Origin of the sequence: Butyrivibrio sp. TB (genome assembly GCF_900110805.1) — a bacterium.
Taxonomy (GTDB): Bacteria; Bacillota; Clostridia; order Lachnospirales; family Lachnospiraceae; genus Butyrivibrio; species Butyrivibrio fibrisolvens_C.
On sequence record NZ_FOER01000023.1, the window covers coordinates 15,388 to 39,538 of the forward strand.

Annotated in this window: 20 protein-coding genes and 1 tRNA gene; all 21 read left to right on the plus strand. The window is 42.2% G+C overall.

Translation table 11 applies throughout. The features are described from left to right. Positions 1–12: 12 nt before the first annotated feature. The 21 genes from frr (at position 13) to BMX21_RS14730 (ending at position 24,055) form a co-directional block, all read left to right on the plus strand. Positions 13–564 carry a ribosome recycling factor gene (gene frr / locus BMX21_RS14630; RefSeq protein ID WP_022755384.1) on the plus strand — a complete coding sequence of 184 codons (552 nt, stop codon included), beginning with the start codon at positions 13–15 and terminating at the stop codon, positions 562–564. Continuing rightward, positions 561–1,286, plus strand: coding sequence for an isoprenyl transferase (locus BMX21_RS14635; RefSeq protein ID WP_022756655.1), 726 nt, complete (start codon positions 561–563; stop codon positions 1,284–1,286). Before frr ends, BMX21_RS14635 begins: the two co-directional genes overlap by 4 nt. 14 nt (positions 1,287–1,300) lie before the next feature. Further along, positions 1,301–2,116 (plus strand): phosphatidate cytidylyltransferase, encoded by an 816-nt coding sequence (locus BMX21_RS14640; protein ID WP_022755382.1) that lies wholly within the window; start codon positions 1,301–1,303, stop codon positions 2,114–2,116. A gap of 127 nt (positions 2,117–2,243) precedes the next feature. Continuing rightward, complete coding sequence (locus BMX21_RS14645; protein WP_092045514.1) at positions 2,244–3,392, plus strand: 1-deoxy-D-xylulose-5-phosphate reductoisomerase; 1,149 nt, start codon at positions 2,244–2,246, stop codon at positions 3,390–3,392. 52 nt (positions 3,393–3,444) lie between these two features. After that, a complete protein-coding gene (rseP, locus tag BMX21_RS14650) occupies positions 3,445–4,581 on the plus strand; it encodes an RIP metalloprotease RseP (protein WP_242952936.1) in 1,137 nt (378 codons plus the stop codon). A gap of 12 nt (positions 4,582–4,593) precedes the next feature. Further along, on the plus strand, positions 4,594–5,652 hold the full coding sequence (gene ispG / locus BMX21_RS14655) for a flavodoxin-dependent (E)-4-hydroxy-3-methylbut-2-enyl-diphosphate synthase (protein ID WP_092045516.1): 1,059 nt from the start codon (positions 4,594–4,596) through the stop codon (positions 5,650–5,652). A 46-nt stretch (positions 5,653–5,698) separates the two neighbouring features. Then, positions 5,699–10,384 carry a PolC-type DNA polymerase III gene (locus BMX21_RS14660; protein WP_092045518.1) on the plus strand — a complete coding sequence of 1,562 codons (4,686 nt, stop codon included), beginning with the start codon at positions 5,699–5,701 and terminating at the stop codon, positions 10,382–10,384. A gap of 66 nt (positions 10,385–10,450) precedes the next feature. Then, positions 10,451–11,254, plus strand: coding sequence for a putative ABC transporter permease (locus BMX21_RS14665; protein WP_022755377.1), 804 nt, complete (start codon positions 10,451–10,453; stop codon positions 11,252–11,254). 15 nt (positions 11,255–11,269) lie between these two features. Continuing rightward, the gene (locus BMX21_RS14670) at positions 11,270–11,776 is read left to right on the plus strand and encodes an HD domain-containing protein (RefSeq protein ID WP_034490408.1); all 507 of its coding nucleotides are present in this window, start codon (positions 11,270–11,272) and stop codon (positions 11,774–11,776) included. Between the two features lie 97 nt (positions 11,777–11,873). Continuing rightward, positions 11,874–11,945, plus strand: a tRNA-Glu gene (locus BMX21_RS14675). Positions 11,946–12,358: 413 nt separating this feature from the next. Then, positions 12,359–12,823: a ribosome maturation factor RimP gene (gene rimP / locus BMX21_RS14680; protein ID WP_022755070.1), complete on the plus strand. Its 465-nt coding sequence runs from the start codon at positions 12,359–12,361 to the stop codon at positions 12,821–12,823. A 42-nt stretch (positions 12,824–12,865) separates the two neighbouring features. Then, entirely contained in the window at positions 12,866–14,062 is a 1,197-nt protein-coding gene (nusA, locus tag BMX21_RS14685; protein ID WP_092045520.1) for a transcription termination factor NusA, read from the plus strand. Between the two features lie 121 nt (positions 14,063–14,183). Beyond that, positions 14,184–14,447 carry an RNase P modulator RnpM gene (gene rnpM, locus BMX21_RS14690; protein ID WP_022755068.1) on the plus strand — a complete coding sequence of 88 codons (264 nt, stop codon included), beginning with the start codon at positions 14,184–14,186 and terminating at the stop codon, positions 14,445–14,447. Then, on the plus strand, positions 14,444–14,791 hold the full coding sequence (locus BMX21_RS14695) for a L7Ae/L30e/S12e/Gadd45 family ribosomal protein (RefSeq protein ID WP_092045522.1): 348 nt from the start codon (positions 14,444–14,446) through the stop codon (positions 14,789–14,791). The genes rnpM and BMX21_RS14695 overlap by 4 nt, the downstream gene beginning before the upstream one ends. Next, positions 14,778–17,810, plus strand: a complete 3,033-nt coding sequence (gene infB / locus BMX21_RS14700; RefSeq protein WP_092045524.1) for a translation initiation factor IF-2 — start codon at positions 14,778–14,780, stop codon at positions 17,808–17,810. Before BMX21_RS14695 ends, infB begins: the two co-directional genes overlap by 14 nt. A 4-nt stretch (positions 17,811–17,814) precedes the next feature. Next, complete coding sequence (gene rbfA / locus BMX21_RS14705; RefSeq protein ID WP_022755065.1) at positions 17,815–18,222, plus strand: 30S ribosome-binding factor RbfA; 408 nt, start codon at positions 17,815–17,817, stop codon at positions 18,220–18,222. After that, positions 18,212–19,162: a DHH family phosphoesterase gene (locus BMX21_RS14710; protein ID WP_092045526.1), complete on the plus strand. Its 951-nt coding sequence runs from the start codon at positions 18,212–18,214 to the stop codon at positions 19,160–19,162. The genes rbfA and BMX21_RS14710 overlap by 11 nt, the downstream gene beginning before the upstream one ends. Before the next feature lie 131 nt (positions 19,163–19,293). After that, positions 19,294–20,259 carry a tRNA pseudouridine(55) synthase TruB gene (truB, locus tag BMX21_RS14715; protein WP_027215742.1) on the plus strand — a complete coding sequence of 322 codons (966 nt, stop codon included), beginning with the start codon at positions 19,294–19,296 and terminating at the stop codon, positions 20,257–20,259. Positions 20,260–20,381: 122 nt separating this feature from the next. Further along, positions 20,382–21,332, plus strand: coding sequence for a bifunctional riboflavin kinase/FAD synthetase (locus tag BMX21_RS14720; protein ID WP_027205301.1), 951 nt, complete (start codon positions 20,382–20,384; stop codon positions 21,330–21,332). A 189-nt stretch (positions 21,333–21,521) separates the two neighbouring features. Beyond that, on the plus strand, positions 21,522–21,788 hold the full coding sequence (rpsO, locus tag BMX21_RS14725; protein WP_022755061.1) for a 30S ribosomal protein S15: 267 nt from the start codon (positions 21,522–21,524) through the stop codon (positions 21,786–21,788). 170 nt (positions 21,789–21,958) lie between these two features. After that, positions 21,959–24,055: a polyribonucleotide nucleotidyltransferase gene (locus BMX21_RS14730; protein ID WP_092045528.1), complete on the plus strand. Its 2,097-nt coding sequence runs from the start codon at positions 21,959–21,961 to the stop codon at positions 24,053–24,055. Positions 24,056–24,151: the final 96 nt, after the last annotated feature.

Consider the following 24,151-nt stretch of genomic DNA (forward strand, 5'->3'; position numbering starts at 1 on the left):
GGAGGAGAGACAATGAACGAAAAGATTAAAGTTTATAATGATAAGATGAATAAAGCGTATGATTTTCTTGTAGAAGATCTTGCTACTGTAAGAGCAGGACGTGCTAATCCACACGTACTTGATAAGCTTCGTGTAGATTATTATGGAACACCTACACCTATCCAGCAGGTTGGTAACGTATCTGTTCCTGAAGCAAGGATCATCCAGATCGCTCCTTGGGAGAAGAATATGCTCAAAGAGATTGAGAAGGCTATCCTTACATCAGATATCGGAATCAATCCTACTAATGATGGAAGCGTAATCCGCCTTGTATTCCCTGAACTTACAGAGGAGAGACGTAAACAGCTTTCCAAGGACATCAAGAAAAAAGGTGAAGATGCCAAGGTTGCTGTAAGAAATGTTCGTCGTGATGGCAATGAAGCATTCAAGAAGCTTAAGGGAACAGAAATCTCAGAAGATGAGATCAGCGATCTTACAGATGAGCTTCAGAAACTTACAGATGAATTTGTAAAGAAGATCGATTCTACAATCGAAGCTAAGACTAAGGAAATAATGACAGTATGAGCGAAGAAAGAAAGATTCCCAGACACGTTGCCTTTATCCTTGATGGTAACGGACGCTGGGCTAAAGCCAAAGGAATGCCCAGAAACTATGGACATGTTCAGGGTGCAAAGGCTGTTGAACAGATGCTGTTTGATGCAGGCGAGCTTGGAATCGAGTATGTAACAGTTTATGCTTTTTCGACAGAGAACTGGAACAGACCTGAAACAGAGGTTTCTGCTCTTATGGCTCTTTTCAAAAAATATCTTAAGTCTGAGATCAAGACTTGTATGAAGAATAATGTAAGAAGCTGTGTTATCGGCGAGAGAAGTCGTCTTCCTAAAGATGTACTTAAAGTTGTGGAAGAGCTTGAAGAAACAACTAAAAATAACACAGGACTTACTTTCACGATCGCTATCAACTATGGAAGCCGTGATGAGATCACACGTGCTGCTAAAAAGATAGCTGGGAAAGTCGAAAGTGGAGAGATAAAGGCTGAAGATATCACTGAAAAGATGATAAATGATAACCTTGATACAGGTTTCATGCCTGATCCCGATCTTCTTATCAGGACATGTGGCGAGCAGAGATTGTCCAATTATCTTCTCTGGCAGCTTGCATATACAGAGTTTTATTTTACAGATATATGCTGGCCTGATTTTAACAAAGAAGAACTTGAGAAAGCCATCGATGCTTACAATCACAGAACCAGAAGATTTGGCGGACTTAAGAAAGGTGAAGAATAAAGGAGACATTTAGAGTGAAGACCAGAGTTATAAGCAGCATAGTAATAGGCATTATACTGGCTATTACACTGGTACTGGGCGGCTATGTCCTTGGTGGAGCATCTTTGATCGTAGCGCAGATTGCTTATTATGAGATTGCGAGGGTACTTGGAGTCTTTGATGAAGATGGTAAGACGGGACTTTTATACAAAGTCGGATTTGTTGGCGTATTATTGCATTATATCTTGGTGATATATATACATGATACTAAGACATATCTGCTCTCTGTATTATTTGTATTCTTTGCAGTCATGGTTACCTATGTACTTACTTTCCCAAGATACAAGGTACATCAGGTAATTGGCGCTGTTTTTGCCTTTTTGTATGCGCCTTTAATGTTATCTTTCATATATCTGTTAAGGATACGTGAAAACGGTGAATTCCTTGTATGGATGCCTTTTGTGGCCTGGGTATGTGATTCTTTTGCATATCTTACGGGACGAGCTTTTGGCAAACACAAGATGACACCGGTGCTTTCGCCACACAAGACTATTGAAGGCGGAATCGGAGGAGTATTCTTCTCAATCGTTGCAGGAGTTATATTTGGCTTTGTAATGATGAAAGTCAAAGGAGTAGATGCAGGTATCATCCCGCAGTTTATGGTGATAACTCTTGTAGCCGGTTTTATCTCACAGCTTGGCGACCTCGCAGCATCAGCTATAAAAAGGGACAGAGATATCAAGGATTATGGAAGGCTTATTCCCGGCCATGGTGGTATCATGGACAGATTTGACAGTGTTATATTTGTGACCCCATTTATTTATGGACTGGTCGTCTTTATTATGAAGTGATAAAATACATGTTACAGTTCACAAAGTTTACACATGTGGACTGTAACGTTTTTATTGTAAGCTGTTTTGCAGTAGGTACAAACAGTATTCATCTAATGAAATATAGAAAATGAGGAAATTGTGAATTATGGGCAGAAAAATTGTTCTTTTGGGATCAACCGGTTCTATAGGAACCCAGACACTTGATGTTGTCAGATCCAATCCTGATGAGCTTAAGGTTATAGCTCTTGCTGCAGGTCGTAATGTTGATCTTATGGAAAAGCAGGCCAGGGAGTTCAAACCCTTAAAGATCGCTATGTTCGATCAGGGTGCTGCCAAAGAGCTTGAAAGCAGAATATCTGATCTTGGAATAACAGTTCTTTCAGGAATGGAAGGACTTTTAGAGCTTGTCCGTGATGAAAATGCCGATACTGTTCTTACGGCTGTAGTAGGAATGATCGGAATCAGACCTACTATAGAAGCTATAAATGCAGGCAAGGATATAGCACTTGCCAATAAAGAGACATTGGTATGTGCAGGCCATATCATAATGCCACTTGCTAAGAAGATGGGCGTTAAGATCCTTCCGGTAGATTCTGAGCACAGTGCTATATTCCAGTCTCTTAACGGAGAACCTGTAGATAAAATAGAAAAGATCCTTCTTACAGCATCAGGCGGTCCTTTCCGCAAGAAGAGCAAAGAAGAACTGGAGACTGTAACAGTTGATGATGCTCTAAAGCACCCCAACTGGGATATGGGCGCCAAAGTTACTATAGACTCAGCATCTTTAGTTAATAAGGGACTTGAAGTAATGGAAGCCAGATGGCTTTTTGATGTGCCGGTTGATAAGATCCAGGTTGTGATCCAGCCGCAGTCTATACTTCACTCTGCTGTACAGTTTGTGGACGGCGCTGTTATAGGACAGATGGGAGTTCCTGATATGAAACTGCCTATACAGTATGCTCTTTTCTATCCTGATAGAAGACCTATGTCAGAAGATAGACTTGATCTTTTTGAACTTGCCGATATGACATTTGAAAAGCCCAGAACAGATGTATTCAAGGGTCTTCCACTTGCTATTAGAGCAGCAAAAGAAGGTGGAAGCATGCCTACAGTATTTAATGCTGCCAACGAGCTTGCAGTTAAGAAGTTCTTAAAGCGTGAGATTCATTTCCTTGACATATATGATATGATTACCGATGCGATGGATAATCATCACAAGATCGAGAATCCTACTGTAGAGCAGATTCTTGAAACAGAGAGCTGGACATACAGTTTTCTTGGAGATCGTTACTGATAACTATTCAAATGACTGATTCTGTAATTGCCGGTGAGATAGGAGAGACGTATTGCTTCAGAACATCATAGTATTTTTAATATTCATAGTTATATTCTGTGTACTGGTCGTATCTCATGAGGGAGGCCATTTTCTCATAGCCAAGGCTAATGGGATACGTGTGACTGAGTTCACTATAGGAATGGGGCCTGTTCTGTATCAGAAGAAAAAAGGCGATACAATGTATTCTATAAGACTTCTTCCTGTTGGAGGTGCCTGCATCTTTGATGGTATGGACGGACTCGAGGTGACAAAACCCAGTGAAGATAGTGGATACGACGAAGAGGAAGAAAAGGCTCAGGAAAGTCGTGATGAAAGCCTTACTGGACAGATTTCATTCAGAAGGGCTAATGTATGGTCAAGAATAGCAACTGTAGTGGCAGGACCCTTTGCCAATTTTATACTCGGGTTTATTCTGGCACTTATAATAGTATCCAATACTTATTGGAGCTTTCCTACAGTAAGCGGCTTTTCTGTTGACAATTCGCCGGCTCAGGAAGCAGGACTTAGAGAAGGCGACGTCATTACAAGTGTCAATGGAAGTGCTGTCCATATGAGTGCGGAAGTTACACTTAATATGTACCTTACAGACGGTGAGGATGTTGATATCACTTATGAACGCGATGGCAAGAGTTATTCGACTACCATAACCCCTATTCTTTATGAAGATGAAGAGACCGGGGCGAGCAGATATGTGATAGGAATATATATTGGTGAGTATGACACGGTTTCAGGCGTGAAGACTTTGAAGTATGCAGGTTATATGTTCAATTATTATCTGACATCCACCTGGAAGAGCCTTGGCCTTTTAGTAAAAGGCAGAACCGATAAGGTAGAACTGTCAGGACCTGTAGGCATGGCTGAGATGGTAGATGAGAGCTATGAAACAGCAATGCAGACCGGGGGAATACTTGATGTTATACTTAATATGGTCAATCTTGCAATGCTTTTGTCTATTAATTTAGGACTTATGAATTTGCTTCCTATTCCGGCACTTGATGGTGGAAGACTTGTTTTTCTATTGATTGAGGTGATACGAGGCAAACCGGTTCCTGAAAAGTATGAGGGAATGATCGAACTTGTGGGAGTTGCGGCACTTATAGGCCTTATGGTCGTGGTGCTGTTCCATGATGTTAGTAAGTTATTCTAAGGGAGATTTATTATGGCATATAGAGATAATACAAAGGTTATTAAAATTGGTAATAAGGTCATCGGCGGTGGTAATCCTATCATGATTCAGTCTATGACCAATACACGTACTGAGGATGTTGATGCGACTGTTGCACAGATCCTTAAGCTTGAAGAGGCGGGCTGCGATATTGTAAGGAGTACCTGTCCTACACTTGAAGCTGCCAAGGCTATAGGTGAGATCAAAAAGCGTATTCATATTCCGCTTGTTGCAGATATTCATTTTGATTACAAGATGGCTATTGCGGCTATTGAGAACGGAGCTGACAAGATCCGTATCAATCCCGGCAATATTGGCGGCAAGGACAAGATTGAAGAAGTTGTCCGCGCTGCAAGAGAACGTCAGGTTCCTATCAGAGTAGGTGTTAACTCCGGATCTTTGGAAAAAGATCTTGTTGAGAAATACCACGGTGTTACACCTCAGGGCCTTGTAGAAAGTGCTCTTGATAAGACACATATCATTGAAGATTGCGGATATGACAATATAGTCATAAGCATCAAGTCTTCAAATGTAATGCTTGCTGTCAAAGCTCATGAACTTCTCGTAGAGAAGACCCAGTATCCGCTTCATGTAGGTATAACAGAAGCAGGAACTGTATATTCAGGAAGTGTCAAATCTTCCGTAGGTCTTGGTATTATTCTTAACGAAGGAATAGGTGATACTATCCGCGTATCTTTGTCAGGAGATCCTGTTGAAGAGATCAAGGCTGCCAAACTGATACTCAGAGCTCTTAATTTAAGAGGCGGCGGAATAGATGTTGTATCATGTCCTACATGCGGACGTACCAAGATAGACCTTATAGGACTTGCTAATAAGGTTGAGGAACTTGCTTCCCATTATCCTCTCAACATCAAAGTTGCAGTTATGGGATGCGCAGTAAACGGCCCCGGAGAAGCCAAAGAGGCTGATATAGGCGTTGCCGGCGGAGTAGGCGAAGGACTTCTTATCAAGAAAGGCGAAGTTATTCGCAAGATGCCCGAGGATCAGCTTCTGTCAGCGCTCAAGGAAGAGCTTGATCACTGGGGCGAATGATCTTTTTATATATAGAAATTTAGAAAACAACGGGGGAAAGATATAAATGGCCAAAGCTTTTTTTGAAGTATTTCCACAGCTTAAATTAAGTGGACATACTAAAGAACTTATGGAAGAAACTACAGTTGAGAAAGTTTCTGCCACAAGGAAGCAGGATTTTATCCGCATTTATATTTCCTCCGAACGTCTTATAGATAAACAGGAAATCGTAAAAGTAGAAAAAGAGATAAGGTCTCAGCTTTTTCCAAATGTATCTATAGTTATAAAGATATATGAGCGATTTCATCTCTCTGCACAGTATACTCCGCAGAACCTTATGGATATCTACGGAGAAAGTATTCTGCAGGAATTCAGAACTTATAATCCAATAGAATATACACTTATGAAGGGTGCCGAATTCAGGTATCCTTCTTTGGATGCAATGGAGATTGTCCTCGAAGATACGGTCACATCTACTCAGGAGGCACCTGAGATAGAACGTATCATGGACAAGATCATCAACGAAAGATGCGGCCTTAATATAAAGATTAAAACTGTTTTTGAGGCCAAAAAGGACAAGAAGAAGTCAGGAGCTCCTGATTACAGTGCAGAATCCGAAAGAATGTCTGCCAAGCTTGAAGCTGCTCTTGAAGCTAAAAAGGCTAAAGAGCAGGAAAAAGGCAAAAAGGATGCATCAGGTTCTAAATCTGCCTCAAAGAGCGTCGCTGCGCCTAAACAGGCGGTTGATGGTGCTAATACAAAGACTTCTGATGCTAATATTGAGGTTCAGAAAGCCGCAGAGGCAGCTGCAGCTGCTATGGCCAGTGATGAAGCTAAAGGTAAAGGCGGAACAACAAGCCCCGGCGAAGGCGGTGTCAATCAGAACCGCGCGCCTTCAGGCTTTGGCGGCAAGAAGTTTGGAACCTGGAAAAAAGGCAGCTTTGGAAGTGGCATGAAGAAGTCTGACGATCCCAATGTTATATACGGCCGGGATTTCGATGACGATCCGATGCGTATTGTCGAAGTAGATGGAGAGATCGGTGAAGTTACTATACATGGTAAAGTCATCCGTTACGAAGAAAAGCCTCTTCGAAATGGTGAAAAGACCATTGTTATGTTTGATCTCACTGACTTTACTGATTCTATTACAATTAAACTATTCGTAAAGAATGAAGATCTTAAAGATCTTAACAAAGACCTTAAGGTTGGTGCCTTTATCAAGGTTAAAGGTATCACTATGATCGATAAGTTCGACCATGAACTTACCATAGGATCAGTTGGCGGCATCAGAAAGACAACTGACTTTACAGTTAAGCGTAAGGATAATGCGCAGGTTAAGAGAGTTGAGCTCCATTGCCATACCAAGATGAGTGATATGGACGGAGTATCTGAAGTTAGCGATATAGTCAAGCAGGCATACAAATGGGGGATGCCCGGAATCGCTATCACAGATCATGGTGTTGTTCAGGGACTTACAGTAGCCAATCATGTATGGGAAGACCTCTACGGCGCAGCTTGTAAAGAAGCCAAGGCAGCAGAACTTCCTGCTCCTGACAGACAGAACTTTTTCAAACTCATACTCGGCGTAGAAGGTTATCTTGTTGATGACCTTGTTGAGATAGTCAGAAACGGTAAGGGGCAGCAGATCAAAGATACTACCTTTGTAGTATTTGATATAGAGACAACAGGTTTTTCACCTCTTAAGAACAAGATAATAGAGATTGGTGCCGTTAAGGTTAGAAATGGCGAGATCCTTGAAAGATTCTCAGAATTCATTAACCCTCAGGTTCCTATTCCTTATCGTATAGAAAAGCTCACATCCATAAGTGATGACATGGTAATGGGAGCTCCTACCCGTGATGTAATAATCCCTAAATTCGTTGATTTTTGTAAGGACTCAGTTCTTGTAGGACATAACGTTGGATTTGATATCAGTTTCATTAACCAGAACTGTAAAGAGCTAGGAATAGAAGTTGATTTTACAACAGTAGATACCATGTGGCTTTCACGTGTGTTTTTCCCTCTGCAGGCCAAGCATACACTTGATGCTACAGCCAAGACTCTTAATGTAGTACTTGATCACCACCATAGAGCGGTAGATGATGCGGAGTGTACTGCTTATATTTTCCTGAAGTTCCTTCCTATGTTGGAAAAAGAGGGTATAGCAGACCTTACCAAAATGCAGGAATTCGGTCAGTCTACACCTGAAATGATCAAACACCTTCGCCCGCACCATGTTATTATCCTTGCTAAGAACACACTGGGAAGGTGTAATCTGTATACCCTTATAAGTAAGTCTCACCTTGACTACTTCAGGCGTTTCCCGCTTATACCTAAGTCTGTACTTAGCCAGTACAGAGAAGGTCTTATTATAGGTTCTGCCTGCTGTGCAGGTGAACTCTACGGAGCTGTTGTAGAAGACAGACCTGAAACAGAGATTGCAAGAATAGTTAATTTTTATGACTACCTTGAGATACAGCCTGTTGGCAACAACCACTTCATGGTTGATTCAGAGAAGTATGACAGTATCGAAAGTGATGATGACATCAGAGAAGTTAACAAGAAGATCGTTAAGCTTGGAGAACAATTCCATAAGCCTGTAGTAGCTACCTGCGATGCTCACTTTTTAAATCCCGAGGATCAGATCTACAGGACTATCATTCAGGCAGGACGAGGCTTTGATGATGAAGAGCCTGCAGATCTGTATGTCAGAACAACAGACGAGATGCTCTCGGAATTTGATTACCTTGGAGGAGACAAGGCATTTGAAGTATGCGTGACCAACACCAGGAAGATCATGGAGATGTGCGATAGCATATCACCGGTTCGACCCGATAAGTGTCCTCCTGTTATCGAAGATTCTGATAAGACACTTGAGAAGATATGTTATGACAAGGCTCACGAGATATACGGAGAAGAGCTTCCGGAAGTAGTAGATGCAAGACTTAAAAGAGAGCTTAATTCAATTATCAAAAACGGCTACTCGGTTATGTATATTATCGCCCAGAAGCTCGTTTGGAAGTCCAACGAAGACGGATATCTGGTTGGTTCCCGTGGATCAGTTGGAAGTTCTTTTGTTGCGTTTACATCAGGTATTACTGAGGTTAATGCACTTGCTCCGCATTATGTATGCCCACGCTGTCATTACAGCGACTTTGATTCTGAAGAAGTCAAAGCTTTCGGCGGTAAGGCCGGAGTGGATATGCCTGATAAAAGATGCCCCAAGTGTGGACATATGCTTTATAAGGACGGATTCGACATTCCTTTCGAAACCTTCCTTGGATTTAAAGGAGATAAGGAGCCTGATATTGACCTTAACTTCTCAGGTGAATATCAGTCCAAGGCCCATAAATATACTGAAGTTATCTTTGGCTATGGTCAGACCTTCAGAGCAGGAACTATAGCTGCGCTTGCAGATAAGACTGCTTTTGGATATGTCAAAAAATATTATGATGAGATAGGCGTTCCTAAGCGAATGGCCGAAATTAACAGAATAGTTGCAGGTTGTACCGGTATAAGACGTGGTACAGGTCAGCATCCTGGCGGTATCGTAGTTCTTCCGGTGGGAGAGGATATCAATACCTTTACACCGGTTCAGCACCCGGCTAATGACCAGACAACAGCTACCATAACAACACATTATGATTACCACTCCATCGATCATAACCTGCTCAAGCTCGATATACTCGGACACGATGATCCGACCATGATCAGATTCCTTATGGACTGCACAGGCGTAGATCCCAAGGATGTACCTTTTGATGATCCACTTGTAATGGAACTCTTTGAAGATACAGGTTCTCTTGGCATAACTCCTGAGCAGATAGGCGGAACACCACTTGGATGTCTTGGAATCCCTGAATTTGGTACTGACTTTGCCATGAACATGGTTGTTGAGGCTAAGCCTACATCGCTTAGCCACCTTATAAGAATCTCAGGTCTGTCACACGGAACCGACGTATGGCAAGGCAACGCCCAGGTTCTTATCAGTAACGGAACTGCAACGATCGATACAGCTATCTGTTGTCGAGACGATATCATGATCTACCTTATCCAGAAGGGTCTTGATCCATCTGATTCTTTCAAGATCATGGAGTCAGTCCGTAAGGGTAAAGTCGCTAAAGGCAAAGAGCCCAAGTGGGAGCAGTACAAAGCAGATATGAGGGCTCATGACGTTCCTGAATGGTATATTGGTTCATGTGAGCTTATCAAATACATGTTCCCTAAGGCGCATGCTGCCGCATACGTTATGATGGCCTGGCGAATTGCTTACTTTAAGGTATATTGCCCGCAGGCATTCTATGCAGCATGGTTCTCGATAAGAGCGAAAGCTTTTTCATACCTTGATATGTGTCAGGGAGAGAATCACCTTCATGGAAGAATGCAGGAACTCAAGAATAAAGAAAAAATGTCACCTGTTGAAGAAGCAGAGTATTATGACATGAGACTTGTCGAAGAGATGTATGAAAGAGGTATTGAATTTGAGCCTATTGATATATTCAAGGCCAAATCCCGTCTTTTCCAGGTAGTCGGCAACAAGATCATGCCTTCTCTTACTGCCTTCGATGGAATGGGTGAAAAGGCAGCAGATGCAGTAGTAGAAGCTGCCAAGGACGGACCATTTCTTTCTAAGGACGACTTTAAGGAAAGAACCAAGTGCCCTCAGAAAGTAGTTGATGCAATGGCAGAAATGGGCCTTCTTGGAGATATCCCTGAGTCCAACCAGATCTCTTTGTTCGATTTTATGAAGTAGTAATCCGTGCCTTATAAAAAGCCGAAATATATTTATGGGGTTAGGAACTGATGAAGAAGGAATAATATGATAATAGCAAAATACTTCGTAGAATTTATAGTTTACAGCTTTCTGGGCTGGGTATACGAATGCACATATTGCAGCATTAAGTCCAGACACTTTAGTAACAGAGGATTTCTTTATGGTCCTGTATGCCCCATATACGGATTTGGAGCGATCGGCTGTTCTATAGTGTTTGGGAATTTTAGTCTCACCATAGGCGGCAAGACGCCGCTATGGGAGATATTCGTCATATGTGCCTTCGGCAGTGCTATACTGGAATATGCGACTAGTTATTTTCTTGAAAAAAGATTTAACGCCATGTGGTGGGATTATTCGAATACTCCGCTTAATCTAAACGGAAGGATATGCCTTCCTGCAACCCTTGGTTTTGGACTTGCCGGAATGCTTATAGTTAAGTTTGTACTGCCGGTCTCCGAGAATATTAAGGGACAGATGGAACCTGTTTTTGCGGAAATACTAGCCCTTTTTCTTATGGGAGTACTTGCTGCGGATACAGCACTTACCGTACAGTCGCTGGTTGATCTGACCCAGAAACTTGACAATTTTGAGCTTGGTTTTAATAATAAAGTAGAAGAGAATATTAAGGCGATATATGAAATGCCCGGAGAGATACGTGAAAAATACGAGGCATTTACTGCTAAGCTTACACAAAGGCAAAAGTATGCTCTTTTTTCTATTAAAGGATATACGTCGCAGTCGAGAAGTTATATGGCTGCGCGTGTTAGAGAATATTTGGAAAATATAGGTTCTAAGATCAAGAAGAGTCTACCGGAGAAGACGCAAGACAGATCAGGAGACTTAAAATAGGATTGAGTATCAGTTATGACCAAAGTTGAAAGAGAAATACATTTTAAACTGCTTGTGGATGAGATTGCTAAGGATGCAAGATCACAGCAGATGAAAAAATATATACAGCATGGCAGGATAACAACATTTGATCATTGTATGAGAGTAGCAAGACTTTCTTATGCTTTGGACAGAGCGTTTAGACTTAGATCAAGTGAGAGAGAGCTTGTTAGAGGTGCTTTTTTGCATGATTATTTTCTGTATGACTGGCACAAAGATTTCGTGATCAAGAAGGCGCCGGAGAACTGGATACTTCCTTTTAGACTTATGCACAAGTTTTTTCATCTTCATGGATTTACACATCCTCAGTCAGCTATGGAGAATGCGTTAAGAGATTTTGATCTTACAGATAAAGAGGCGCAGATAATCCGTAGTCACATGTGGCCACTTACTTTTTTGCATCCGCCAAAATCAAGAGAGGCGATACTTGTATGCGCTGCAGACAAGATCGTATCACTTCAGGAAACAGTGGCTATGCGCTGATAAAAATATTTTTTTGAAAAAATTCAAAATAATGCTTGCATTAATATAGATAACATGGTATCTTGTTCAAGTCGGTTCAATGCACCGACAAAAACATGGCTCGTTGGTCAAGAGGCTAAGACGCTGCCCTCTCACGGCAGAATCACCGGTTCGATTCCGATACGAGCTACTCACTGTTTTTAAACACTGAAGCGGAAAAGAGCAGCCCAACCCGAAAGTTACCGCAGATTGAAATTTGCGGTATATTTTTTGCCCTGATGCAAGGCTTTGGACTTACTTTTGGGAAGTTTTTAACCTGCCATTACAAAACTTGACGTTTTTGCATAAAGGTGGTATGGTTATAAAGTAATTATGTGGTTTTTGGGAAGTGGACTTTCGCGAGTCCGCTTTTTTGTTGCACAAGACCGGCAAGCGAATGGATGCTTGCATACAAATTCATTTGCCGGTTGTAAGAACATGGAGCACGAAGTGCGGAATGTTCGTGTGCGAAATCGAGTAGGAGTCAGCCTACTCGATTGCATAAGGCGAATTTACCAAGAAGTAAGATCATGATTGCAATAAGTATTATGTGAAAGGTGGCATATGTCGAGAAAAGAAGATATTGAGAGAAGAACTGAAGAGTTACTTACTCCTATTGCCCAGAAGCATGGCACAACTGTTTATGATGTTGAATATGTCAAGGAGGCAGGAGACTGGTATCTTCGCGCCTATATTGACAAGGAAGGCGGAGTTAACATTGGCGACTGTGTTGATGTGAGCCATGATCTGTCGGATGCGCTTGATGCAGACGATTTTATTGAAGACGCTTATACACTTGAGGTTTCAAGTCCCGGCCTTGGGAGACAGCTCAAAAAGGACAGACATTTTGAGAACAGTCTCGGTCAGGAAGTGGATTTAAAAACTTATAAACCTGTAGATGGCTGTAAAGAGTTTACAGGAATCCTGAAGGCATTTGATGCTGATAACGTTACGATCACAATTCAGGATACAGACAAGATTTTTTTGAGAAAAGATATTTCAGTCATTAGACTGTCACTGGATTTTTAATGGTGATGCGCTAAGGCGCAGAAAGGAAGAAGAGGAAAAGACATGAGTAAAGAACTTATGGAAGCACTTGATGCATTGGAGAAAGAGAAGAATATCAGTAAGGAAAGCCTTTTTGATGCAATTGAGAATTCTCTCATGACCGCATGCAAGAACAATTTTGGCAAGGCGGACAATGTAAAAGTTGAGGTCGACAGACAGACCTGTGAATTCCATTTATATGCCGAGAAGACTGTAGTGGAGACAGCTGATGATGTTATGGATCCGGCTGAGGATATATCACCGGAAGATGCTACCAAGATAGACAAACATGCCAAAGTCGGCGATATAGTAAGAGTTCCGCTTGACTCTAAGAACTTCGGTCGTATTGCGACACAGAATGCCAAGAATGTCATTCTTCAGAAGATCCGTGAAGAAGAGCGCGGCGCTATCTATAATGAATATTTCGAGAAGGAGCATGACATCGTAACAGGTGTAGTACAGCGCTTCATCGGACGTAACATTTCCATAAACCTTGGACATGCTGATGCTATTCTTACAGAGAATGAGCAGGTTAAGGGTGAGAGCTATCGTCCTACAGACAGGATCAAGGTTTACATCCTTGAGGTTAGAAATGGCAACAAGGGACCTCGTATCCTTGTTTCACGTACACACCCTGATCTTGTAAAGCGTCTCTTTGAGCAGGAAGTTACTGAGATCAAGGATGGTACTGTAGAAGTTAAGGCTATCGCAAGAGAAGCCGGAAGCCGTACTAAGATTGCCGTATATTCTCAGAATCCTAATGTAGATCCTGTAGGAGCATGTGTTGGTGTTAACGGCAGCAGAGTAAACCTTATAGTAGAAGAGCTTCGCGGTGAGAAGATCGATGTTATCGAATGGGATGAAAACCCCGGTAATCTTATTCAGAATGCTCTTTCACCTGCTAAGATCGTTGCAGTATTTGCTGATCCTGATGAGAAGACAGCTAAGGTTGTTGTTCCTGATTATCAGCTTTCACTTGCAATTGGTAAGGAAGGACAGAATGCCCGCCTTGCTGCAAGACTGACAGGATACAAGATTGATATTAAGTCTGAGACTCAGGCTAAGGATGCTCCGGGATTCCGTTATGAAGATTATCTTGATGACGAAGAAGAGTATGAAGATGAGGAGTTCTCAGAAGACGAGATCGATGAAGCCGTTGAAGAAGTTCTTGATGAAGAGGTTTCTGATGAGGCTTCTGAAGAATCATCTGACGAAGAGTAATGTTTCGTTTCCTTTTTTAGGGATGAATATTTATTGAAATAAATATTTCAAATCAGTATTATTCGAAATAAGGTATCTGGATTTGATATAAACTTGTTTCGGTAACAATAAAGGAGTCTGAATGGCAAAAAAGATACCGATGCGTCAATGTATCGGATGCGGTGAGATGAAAGAAAAAAAAGAACTGATAAGGATCATAAAGACGCCGGAAGGCGAGCTGGTTCTTGATAAGACGGGCAGACAAAACGGCAGGGGCGCATATATTTGCAATAATGCTGAGTGTCTTGCAAAAGCCCGTAAGAGCAAAGGGCTTGAACGTTCTTTTAAACAAAGTATCAACGCTGAAATATATGATGCGCTGGAGAAGGAGCTTTTAGGAACATGACCAAAGAAGAACAAGGAATCTATTCTTTCCTGGGCTTGTGCATGAAGGCCGGTAAGGTGACTTCCGGTGAGACCGGAACCCTTCAGAATATCCAGTCGGGCAAGGCGAAGCTTGTAATAGTAAGTCTTGACGCTTCAGACAATACAAGGAAAGAAATGCTAAACAAATGTAAGTCCCATAATGTAACGGTCCAAGTCTTCGGGCAGAAAGACCTTCTGGGACTTTCAATAGGCAAATCGGAGCGGAGCAGCCTGGCGATCACTGATCAGGGGCTTGCCAAAGCTCTTTTAAAGAAACTGCAGACCATAGAACAGAACGGAGGGGAAACGAATGTCAAAGATTAAAATATCCGAACTTGCTAAGGAGCTTGGAGTAGAGAGTAAGGAAGTTGTAAGCTTCTTGCAGGAAAAAGGCGTTGAATCTGCAAAACGTTCCACCAGTTCTGTTGAGGATGATGATGCAGACAAAGCCAGAAAACATTTTGGCAAAAACGGTGCATCTAATACACCACAGTCTAAGGCTGCAGATAGTGCCTTAGATGATAACAAAAGCGAAAAAGAAGTAAAGGAAGATAAGAACACGATAGCAGCAGATAAAACACCAAAGGCCGGTCAGGCAGCGGCTGATAATCAGCCTAAAAAGAAAAAGAAGATCATTATTGTGAGCAATCAGGGAAATGCCAGAGGTAACTCTTTTGGTTCATCCCATAATAACTCATCCAATCAGAATCAGAAGAGAGATCGTTCTGATAATCAGAGAAACGGCCAGGGAAGAAATGGCCAGAATGGAAGAAACAATTCATTTGCTTCCAGCCAGAATGTATATCATCCTATCAAGCCTAAGACAGCACCATCTCAGCTTGAGTATGAATCAAACATTCGTAAGACAGAGGATAAGCCTGCGGCACCTAAGAATGTGCAGCCGGTTAAGCCAGCTAATACAGAAACAGCTCCAAAAGCTCAGGAGGCTGCTCCTGCAAAGGTTGAGACTGAAGTTAAGACTGAAGTCAAGAATGATGTAAAGAATGATGTAAAGAAGCCTCAGGTTAATGAGACCAAGCAGACTGAATCAAATCAGTCATCTCAGCCTCGTGATAACAAGAATTCCGGTAATCAGGGCAGAAACTTTGAAGATCGCAGACAGGGTCAGAACAGAAATGACAGAAATGCCGGCGGCTTTAGAAACGGTCAGGGCAGAAACGATCGTAACGATCGTAATGACAGAAACTCTCAGAACGGTGGAAGAAACTTTGACAGAAACTCTCAGGGCGGCGGAAGAAGCTTTGACAGAAACTCTCAAGGTGGAAGACCGGGCCAGGGCGGCATGGGTTCAAGACCTTCATTTGACAGAAATGGTCAGGGCGGTGGAAGAAGCTTTGACAGAAACTCTCAGGGCGGAAGACCGGGAGCAGGAAGAGGAGGTCAGGGAGCTTCATTTGCAGCAGCTTCTGATGCACCTACAGAGAAGTCCAATCGTCACAATGATCGTAGATTCGACAAGGACAAGAAGACCAAGAAGGATTATGAAGAGGAAGAGATGCCACGCAGCAAGCGCGTAGGCCGCTTCATTAAGCCTGAGGTCAAGAAGGAAGAGGAGCCTGTTGAGCAGATCAAGACAATTACTATTCCTGAAAGCCTTACTATCAAGGAACTTGCAGAGAAGATGAAGATGCAGCCATCTGTTATCATCAAGAAGCTCTTCCTTGCAGGTCAGATCGTTACAGTTAATACAACTCTTTCTTATGAAGAGGCTGAGAATATTGCAATCGAATATGACATCATCTGTGAGAAGGAAGTTCAGGTTGACGTTATCGAAGAACTTCTTAAAGAGGATGAAGAGGACGAGAAGGATCTTGTACCAAGAGCTCCTGTTGTCTGCGTAATGGGTCACGTCGATCATGGTAAGACATCACTTCTTGATAAGATTCGTGATTCAGCTGTTACTGAGAAGGAAGCAGGCGGAATCACACAGAAGATCGGTGCTTATATGGTATCTGTCAAGGATAGAAAGGTTACATTCCTTGATACTCCCGGTCACGAAGCATTCACAGCTATGCGTATGCGTGGTGCTAACTCTACTGATATCGCAGTTCTTGTTGTAGCTGCAGATGATGGTGTTATGCCTCAGACAGTAGAAGCTATCAACCATGCTAAGGCTGCCAATATCGAAATAATCGTAGCTGTTAACAAGATTGATAAGCCAAGTGCTAATATTGATCGTGTTAAGCAGGAACTTACAGAATATGGTCTTATAGCTACAGATTGGGGCGGATCAACAGAATTCGTACCTGTATCAGCTAAGACCGGCGAGGGAATCGATACTCTCCTTGAGACTATCATTCTTACAGCAGATATCCTTGAACTTAAAGCTAATCCTAACCGTACAGCAAGAGGTCTTGTACTTGAGGCCAAGCTTGATAAGGGTAGAGGTCCTGTTGCTAACGTACTGGTACAAAAGGGTACACTTCATGTTGGAGATTTCATCTCTGCAGGAGCTAGCTCAGGCCGTGTACGTGCTATGGCTGATGACAAGGGCAGACGTGTTAAGGAAGCAACTCCTTCACAGCCTGTAGAGATCCTTGGTCTTTCAGACGTACCTAATGCAGGTGAAGTATTCATAGCTCATGATTCCGATAAGGAAGCTAAGCAGTATGCTAACATCTACATGCAGCAGCACAAGAAAGACCTTATCGAAGAGACTAAGGCTAAGATGTCTCTTGATGATCTGTACTCAAAGATTGAGGAAGGTAAGCTCAAAGAACTTGATATCATCATCAAGGCAGATGTACAGGGTTCTGTAGAAGCTCTTAAGGCAAGCCTTATGAAGCTTTCCAACGAAGAAGTTATGGTTAAGGTAATCCATGGCGGCGTTGGTGCTATCACAGAGTCTGATGTATCACTTGCATCTGCTTCCAATGCTATTATCATTGGTTTCGATGTAAGACCTGATGCAACAGCTAAGTCTATGGCTGAGCATGAAGGCGTAGAGATCAAGCTTTACAAGGTTATCTATCAGGCTATCGATGATGTAGAAGCTGCCCTTAAGGGAATGCTTGCTCCTGTATACGAAGAGAAGATCACAGGTCATGCAGAAGTTCGTCAGATATTCAAGGCTTCTTCTATCGGAAATATCGCAGGTTCATTCGTACTTGACGGTAACATCCAGAAGGGCTGCAAGGTTCGCGTAAGAAGAGGCGATGAGTTGATCTTCGAAGGCGATCTTAAGTCACTTAAGCGTTTCAAGGACGATGTTAAGGAAGTTAAGGAAGGCTACGAATGTGGTCTTGTATTTGACGGATTTGACGGCATGAATGTTGGCGATAACATTGAAGCTTATATCATGGTAGAAGTTCCGAGGGACTAAGCTTATGAGAAAAAACAGTATAAAAAACAGCCGTATCAACGGCGAAGTTATGAAGGTTGTAGCTGAAGCAATTCGTTTTTCCAAGGATCCCCGTATCAGCCCTATGACATCCGTAATGGATGTCGAGGTTGCTCCGGATCTTAAGACCTGTAAGATATGGGTTAGTGTCCTTGGCAACGACGAAGATCGCCAGCAGACCATGGAAGGACTTTCAAGTGCTTCCGGATATATACGTTCTACACTTGCGCGTACTATTAATCTTCGTAATACACCACAGCTTCGATTCATAATGGATGATTCAATAGAATATGCTATTGACATGACCAAGAAGATCGATGAAGTTACAGCTCATGATAATGAAGTAAGAGCTGCTCGTGGTGATGAGGAAATAGAGGAAGAAGATGAGAATTGAAGAAGTTATCGGAAGCGCTAAGACTATAGGAATCACTGGGCATGTAAGACCTGATGGTGACTGTGTAGGCTCATGTATTGGAATGTATCTGTACCTTAAGAAGGTATATCCGGCTGCCAGAATTGATGTATTCCTTCAGGAGATACCAAAAGTGTATTCGTTCCTTACCGGAACTTCTGATGTTAATACAAGTTTTGAAACAGATGTTGATAGTTATGATGCATTTATAGTTCTGGACACCGGCAAGGGTCGTACAGATGGCGCTGAAGCCTTTTTTGACAAGGCCAAGATAAAGATCAACATAGATCATCATATATCCAATAAAGAAGGTACCGGAGATATCAATTATATATATCCCGAGGCAAGCAGTGTGTGCGAGCTTTGTTATGAAGTGATGGATCCTGAAGTTATCGACGTGGATATTGCTAAGGCATTATATACAGGAATGGTAACAGACACAGGAGTATTCAAATACTCTGATACATCACAAAAGACAATGGAGATCGCAGGTAAGCTGATCACTTACGGATTTGAATTCGATAAGCTTATAGATCATGTCTTTTTCGAAAAGACATATACACAGATGCAGCTTTTGGGAAGAGCACTTCTTGACAGTAAGCTTATGCTGGATGGAAGACTTATCGTATCTTCAACAGATCTTAAAACCCTGAATGAATATAATGCCAAGGGAAGCGATCTTGAAGGAATTGTAAGTCAGCTCAAGCTCACTGTAGGCGTAGGATGTGCACTTTATGCACATCAGCTTTCAGAGAATGAGTACAAACTTTCTCTTAGAAGTGATGGATCTGTCAATGTTGCCAAAGTTGCCGAAAGCTTCGGTGGTGGCGGACATGACAGAGCTGCCGGAATCACAATGCAGGGAGATCTTGAAGATATTTTTGCTAAAGTGATTTCAAAGATTGAAGAACTTATGCAGTGATAATGATAGGGGAACGATGAACAGTCGTTCCCCTTTTGTAGCACAAGAGATTAGTGCTGCGACTCATTCATGATCAGATTAAATTTAGTAATGATCTGGCTGATTAAAATAATATCTTTTGAAAGGTTTTTATGGCTAATAATTATAATGGTCTTATAAATATATATAAAGAACCAGGATTTACCTCTAATGACGTAGTTGCCAAGATGCGTGGAATCCTTAAGATGAAGAAGATAGGGCATACGGGAACACTTGATCCTGAAGCTGTAGGTGTCCTTGTCTGCTGTGTAGGAAGCGGTACCAAGCTTGTTGAAGAGCTGACAGATCATACCAAAGAGTATATAGCTGTATGCAGGCTCGGAGTAGAAACTGATACCCAGGATATGACAGGAACAGTTATTAGAGAGTATCCTGAGGATACTATACCTGATGTAGATGCTCTTAATGAGGCGGCACAGGCTTTTGTCGGTGACTATGATCAGATTCCGCCTATGTATTCTGCGATCAAAGTTGGAGGCAAGAAGCTCTATGAACTTGCAAGACAAGGCAAGGAGATAGAGAGAAAGCCCAGAAGGATACATATTGATTCTATTTCGATCCTTGATACAAGCCACCTTGCCGACAGGCATGAGTTTACAATGGAAGTCAGGTGCAGTAAAGGAACCTATATCCGTACGCTTTGTAATGATATAGGTCTTAGGCTTGGATGCGGCGGTGCGATGGCACATCTTACACGAACTGCTGTTGGAAGCTTTCACCTTGATACCGCCATCACGCTTGGACAGCTTGAGAAGCTCCGTGATGAAGATAAAGTAAATGATGTGGTGGTTCCTGTAGAAGACTTCTTTAAGGATCTTGATAGTGTTCATGTAAAGAGCTCTTGCCGTAAGCTTATAGAGAACGGCAATCCTTTTACGGTTATGGATATCTGCGATGCAGAGCCTGACAAAGCACAGGATTCTCAGAAAAAGGATGCGATGTACGAGGATGGAACAAGAGTTCGTGTATATGATCAGGACGGTTTGTTTTTTGGAGTTTATAAATACAATGCAAAGATAAAGCGTTTCTGCGTTGATAAGAATTTCTATACTCCATAACAATATGAGCGTGTTAGAAGATGCGTCCTTGTTACATCGTGTAATTGGGAATGTCTGGAAGTGCATGGATAGCTCGAGATAAATTCAGAGTTTACTATATATTTACTGAAAGTAGAAAAACAATGGAAATAATAAAGGATACAACTGATTTTCATATAGAAGGTCCGTCAGCAATTGCTATCGGCAAATTCGACGGAATACACAAAGGCCACAGGAAACTGCTGTCAGACCTTATAGAGGAGAAGAATAACGGAAGAAAGACTGTGATCTTTACTTTTGATCCGTCTCCGGCATCTTTTTTTGCAGGACATGTTGTCCCCGGACTTACTACAAGAGAAGAAAAAAGAGAATGGTTCCTGCAAAACGGGATAGATGTTCTGATAGAGTTCCCTATGAATGAACAGACTGCAGCTACAAGTCCTGAGGAGTTTGTAAAGCGTTATCTTGTGGACCAGATGGGTGCTAAGTATGTTGCAGCAGGAATGGACGTTTCATTTGGAGATAAAGGAAGAGGTGACTGGAAGCTCCTTTCGGCTCTTGGCAAGGAATATGATTTTGAGACACATTTTATTGACAAGGTCGAGCTTGAGGGCAAAGAAGTCAGTTCAACCCTTATAAGGCAGGAAGTTACTAATGGCAATATGGAAAAGGTTGCAAGACTCCTCGGATGCCCATATACAATACACGGTGTTGTAAGCCACGGACGTGCCCTTGGACGTACGATAGGTATTCCTACAGTCAATGTAATACCTTCTAAAGAAAAGCTCCTTCCGCCAAACGGTGTATATTATTCTGTAGTCCATGTTGGAGATAAGATACTCAGAGGTATGACCAATATTGGTACTAAACCGACTATTACAGATGAAGACGTTGTTGTATCTGAAACATATCTGTATGACTTTTCGGGAGATCTTTATGATAAGGATATCTCTGTATCACTTCTGTCATTCAAAAGACCTGAGATGAAGTTTAACAGTATAGATGAGCTCAAAGCTCAGATGAGCAGTGACGTAGAGAATGGAAGAATATATCACCACAATATGGAAACATCTAAACATAATTGGAGCGAGTAGGGATACATATAAGCAAAATTCATAAATAAAATACGATAAATCAAAAGATACTTTACAATTTGTTCTAGATGTGATAAGTTTAAATAGCTGTCCTTATATTTTAAGGGCATAATAGAAATGACCTTTACCTGGTTTATGGATCTCCGACCCGGACCCGGTAACAGGCGACTTGTATAAAGGAGAAAAGAAATGATTTCAAAGGAAAAGAAAACAGAGATTATCAACAAGTACGCTGTAAAGCCTGGTGATACAGGATCACCGGAAGTACAGGTAGCAGTTCTCACAGAGAGAATCGCTGAGCTCAATGCTCACCTTGACAAGAACCCTAAGGATCACCACTCAAGACGTGGTCTTCTTAAGATGGTTGGTCAGAGACGTAATCTTCTTGGATACCTTAAGGCAAAGGATATTGAGAGATATCGTAAGCTGATCCAGGAACTTGGTCTTAGAAAGTAATTCTGTTCACAAGGGCGGGGAGACTGTATCTTCAGTTGTCCCTGCCTTTTTGCTTATATCAGAAATTTTGAATAAGCCGTAAATATAGTAGAAGAAAAGAGAAGAAGAGTACTGCACACGCGCCTCTGAAAAACGGGGATTGCGGATGAGCAGCACAAGAAGGAGAAAAAATGGTAAAAACTTACACAATGGATCTTGCCGGACGTACTCTCAAGGTTGAGATAGGCAAGGTTGGTAAACAGGCAAACGGATGCGCTTTCGTTCAGTATGGCGATACAACACTTCTTTGCACAGCAACAGAAGCTAAGGCACCTCGTGACGGTGTTGATTTCTTCCCACTTAACATCGAGTACAGTGAGAAGTTCTATTCAATCGGTAAATTCCCGGGCGGATTTAATAAAAGAGAGGCTAAGCCATCAGAGAACGCGATCCTTACAGACCGTATGATCGACCGTCCTATGAGACCTCTTTTCCCTAAGGATATGAGAAATGACGTAACTGTTGAGAACATGGTTATGGCAGTTGATCCTGCATGCAGGCCTGAGCTTGTTGCAATGATCGGATCATCCATTGCTGTAGCTATTTCTGATATTCCATGGGATGGTCCTTGTGCATCTACACAGATCGGCCTTGTTGACGGACAGATGATCATCAATCCTTCACAGGAACAGTGGGACAACGGAGATATGAAGCTTACAGTTGCTTCTACTGCTGAGAAGGTTATCATGATCGAAGCCGGAGCTAAGGAAGTTCCTGAGCAGGATATGATCAGATACATCTATGAAGCAGATGCTGTCAACAAGCAGGTTGTTAATTTCATCAACTCTATCGTTGCTGAGATAGGTAAAGAGAAGCAGCCTTATGTTTCTGCAGCAGTTCCTCAGGAGATCTTTGATGCGATCAAGACTATCGTAACTCCTGAAGAGATGGAGAATCTTGTATTTACTGACGACAAGATGGTCAGAGACAAGAACATGGATGATGTAACAGAGAAGATCCTTGCAGATCCACGTTTTGCTGAGAATGAAGAATGGGCAGCTTTCGTAGGCGATGCTGTATATCAGTATGAGAAGAAGACTGTTCGTAAGATGATCCTCAAAGATCACAAGAGACCTGATGGACGTGAGATCACACAGATCAGACCTCTTTCAGCTGAGATCGATCTTATACCTAGAGTACATGGCTCTGCTATGTTCACTCGTGGACAGACTCAGATCTGTGACGTAGTAACACTCGCTCCCCTTTCAGAGGCTCAGAGAGTAGAAGGTCTTGATCCTTTCGTTACAGAGAAGAGATATATACACCAGTACAATTTCCCTGCTTACTCTGTAGGTGAGACTAAGGTTTCAAGAGGACCGGGACGTCGTGAGATCGGACATGGTGCTCTTGCAGAGCGTGCTCTTCTTCCAGTACTTCCTTCAGCAGAAGAGTTCCCTTATGCAATCCGTGCCGTATCAGAGACATTTGAGTCCAATGGATCTACATCCATGGCTTCAACATGTGCAAGCTGTATGGCTCTTATGGCTGCAGGTGTTCCTATTAAGGCTCCTGTTGCAGGTATCAGCTGTGGTCTTGTTACAGGCGATACAGATGATGATTTCGTACTTCTTACAGATATCCAGGGTCTCGAAGACTTCTTCGGCGATATGGACTTCAAGGTAACAGGTACACACAAGGGTATCACAGCTATTCAGATGGATATCAAGATCCATGGTCTTACACGTGCTATCGTTGAAGGCGCTATCGGAAGATGTAAGGACGCTCGTGAGTTCATCATGAACGGTGTAATGCACGATGCTATCGCTGAGCCTCGTAAGGAAGTATCCAAGTACGCTCCTAAGATCATCTCTATGGAAGTACCTGTTGATAAGATCGGTGATGTAGTTGGTCAGCGCGGTAAGACTATCAACGAGATCATCGCTCGTACAGGTGTTAAGATCGATATCACAGATGATGGTAAGGTTTCTATCTGCGGCGAAGATCAGGCAAAGCTTGATGAAGCTAAAGAGATGATCAGAATCATCATCACAGATTTCGAGAAAGGTCAGATCTTCAAGGGTAAAGTTGTAAGTATCAAGGAATTTGGTGCATTCATCGAGTTCGCTCCCGGAAAAGAAGGAATGGTACACATTTCTAAGATTTCTAAAGAAAGACTTGATCATGTAGAAGACATCCTTACACTTGGCGACGAAGTAACTGTTGTATGCCTTGGCAAGGATCGTATGGGCAGAATCAGCTTCTCTATGAAGGATGTAGCTCAGAACTGACATTAAAAATAAGAGATTGCCTGATAAGCTTTAGAGCTTTGAAGACAGTCTCTTTATGTTGTGTAAATCGGCCGGTGTGGAAAAAACATACCGGCT

Bases quoted from the DNA above. Each gene is read 5' to 3' on its own strand.
- rbfA (WP_022755065.1), top strand. From the start codon at position 17,815: ATGAGAAAAAACAGTATAAAAAACAGCCGTATCAACGGCGAAGTTATG.
- ispG (WP_092045516.1), top strand. From the start codon at position 4,594: ATGGCATATAGAGATAATACAAAGGTTATTAAAATTGGTAATAAGGTC.
- rimP (WP_022755070.1), top strand. From the start codon at position 12,359: ATGTCGAGAAAAGAAGATATTGAGAGAAGAACTGAAGAGTTACTTACT.
- BMX21_RS14695 (WP_092045522.1), top strand. From the start codon at position 14,444: ATGACCAAAGAAGAACAAGGAATCTATTCTTTCCTGGGCTTGTGCATG.
- BMX21_RS14635 (WP_022756655.1), top strand. From the start codon at position 561: ATGAGCGAAGAAAGAAAGATTCCCAGACACGTTGCCTTTATCCTTGAT.
- BMX21_RS14660 (WP_092045518.1), top strand. From the start codon at position 5,699: ATGGCCAAAGCTTTTTTTGAAGTATTTCCACAGCTTAAATTAAGTGGA.
- rpsO (WP_022755061.1), top strand. From the start codon at position 21,522: ATGATTTCAAAGGAAAAGAAAACAGAGATTATCAACAAGTACGCTGTA.
- BMX21_RS14720 (WP_027205301.1), top strand. From the start codon at position 20,382: ATGGAAATAATAAAGGATACAACTGATTTTCATATAGAAGGTCCGTCA.
- infB (WP_092045524.1), top strand. From the start codon at position 14,778: ATGTCAAAGATTAAAATATCCGAACTTGCTAAGGAGCTTGGAGTAGAG.
- BMX21_RS14645 (WP_092045514.1), top strand. From the start codon at position 2,244: ATGGGCAGAAAAATTGTTCTTTTGGGATCAACCGGTTCTATAGGAACC.
- rnpM (WP_022755068.1), top strand. From the start codon at position 14,184: ATGGCAAAAAAGATACCGATGCGTCAATGTATCGGATGCGGTGAGATG.
- frr (WP_022755384.1), top strand. From the start codon at position 13: ATGAACGAAAAGATTAAAGTTTATAATGATAAGATGAATAAAGCGTAT.
- BMX21_RS14670 (WP_034490408.1), top strand. From the start codon at position 11,270: ATGACCAAAGTTGAAAGAGAAATACATTTTAAACTGCTTGTGGATGAG.
- BMX21_RS14665 (WP_022755377.1), top strand. From the start codon at position 10,451: ATGATAATAGCAAAATACTTCGTAGAATTTATAGTTTACAGCTTTCTG.
- BMX21_RS14710 (WP_092045526.1), top strand. From the start codon at position 18,212: ATGAGAATTGAAGAAGTTATCGGAAGCGCTAAGACTATAGGAATCACT.
- nusA (WP_092045520.1), top strand. From the start codon at position 12,866: ATGAGTAAAGAACTTATGGAAGCACTTGATGCATTGGAGAAAGAGAAG.
- truB (WP_027215742.1), top strand. From the start codon at position 19,294: ATGGCTAATAATTATAATGGTCTTATAAATATATATAAAGAACCAGGA.
- BMX21_RS14730 (WP_092045528.1), top strand. From the start codon at position 21,959: ATGGTAAAAACTTACACAATGGATCTTGCCGGACGTACTCTCAAGGTT.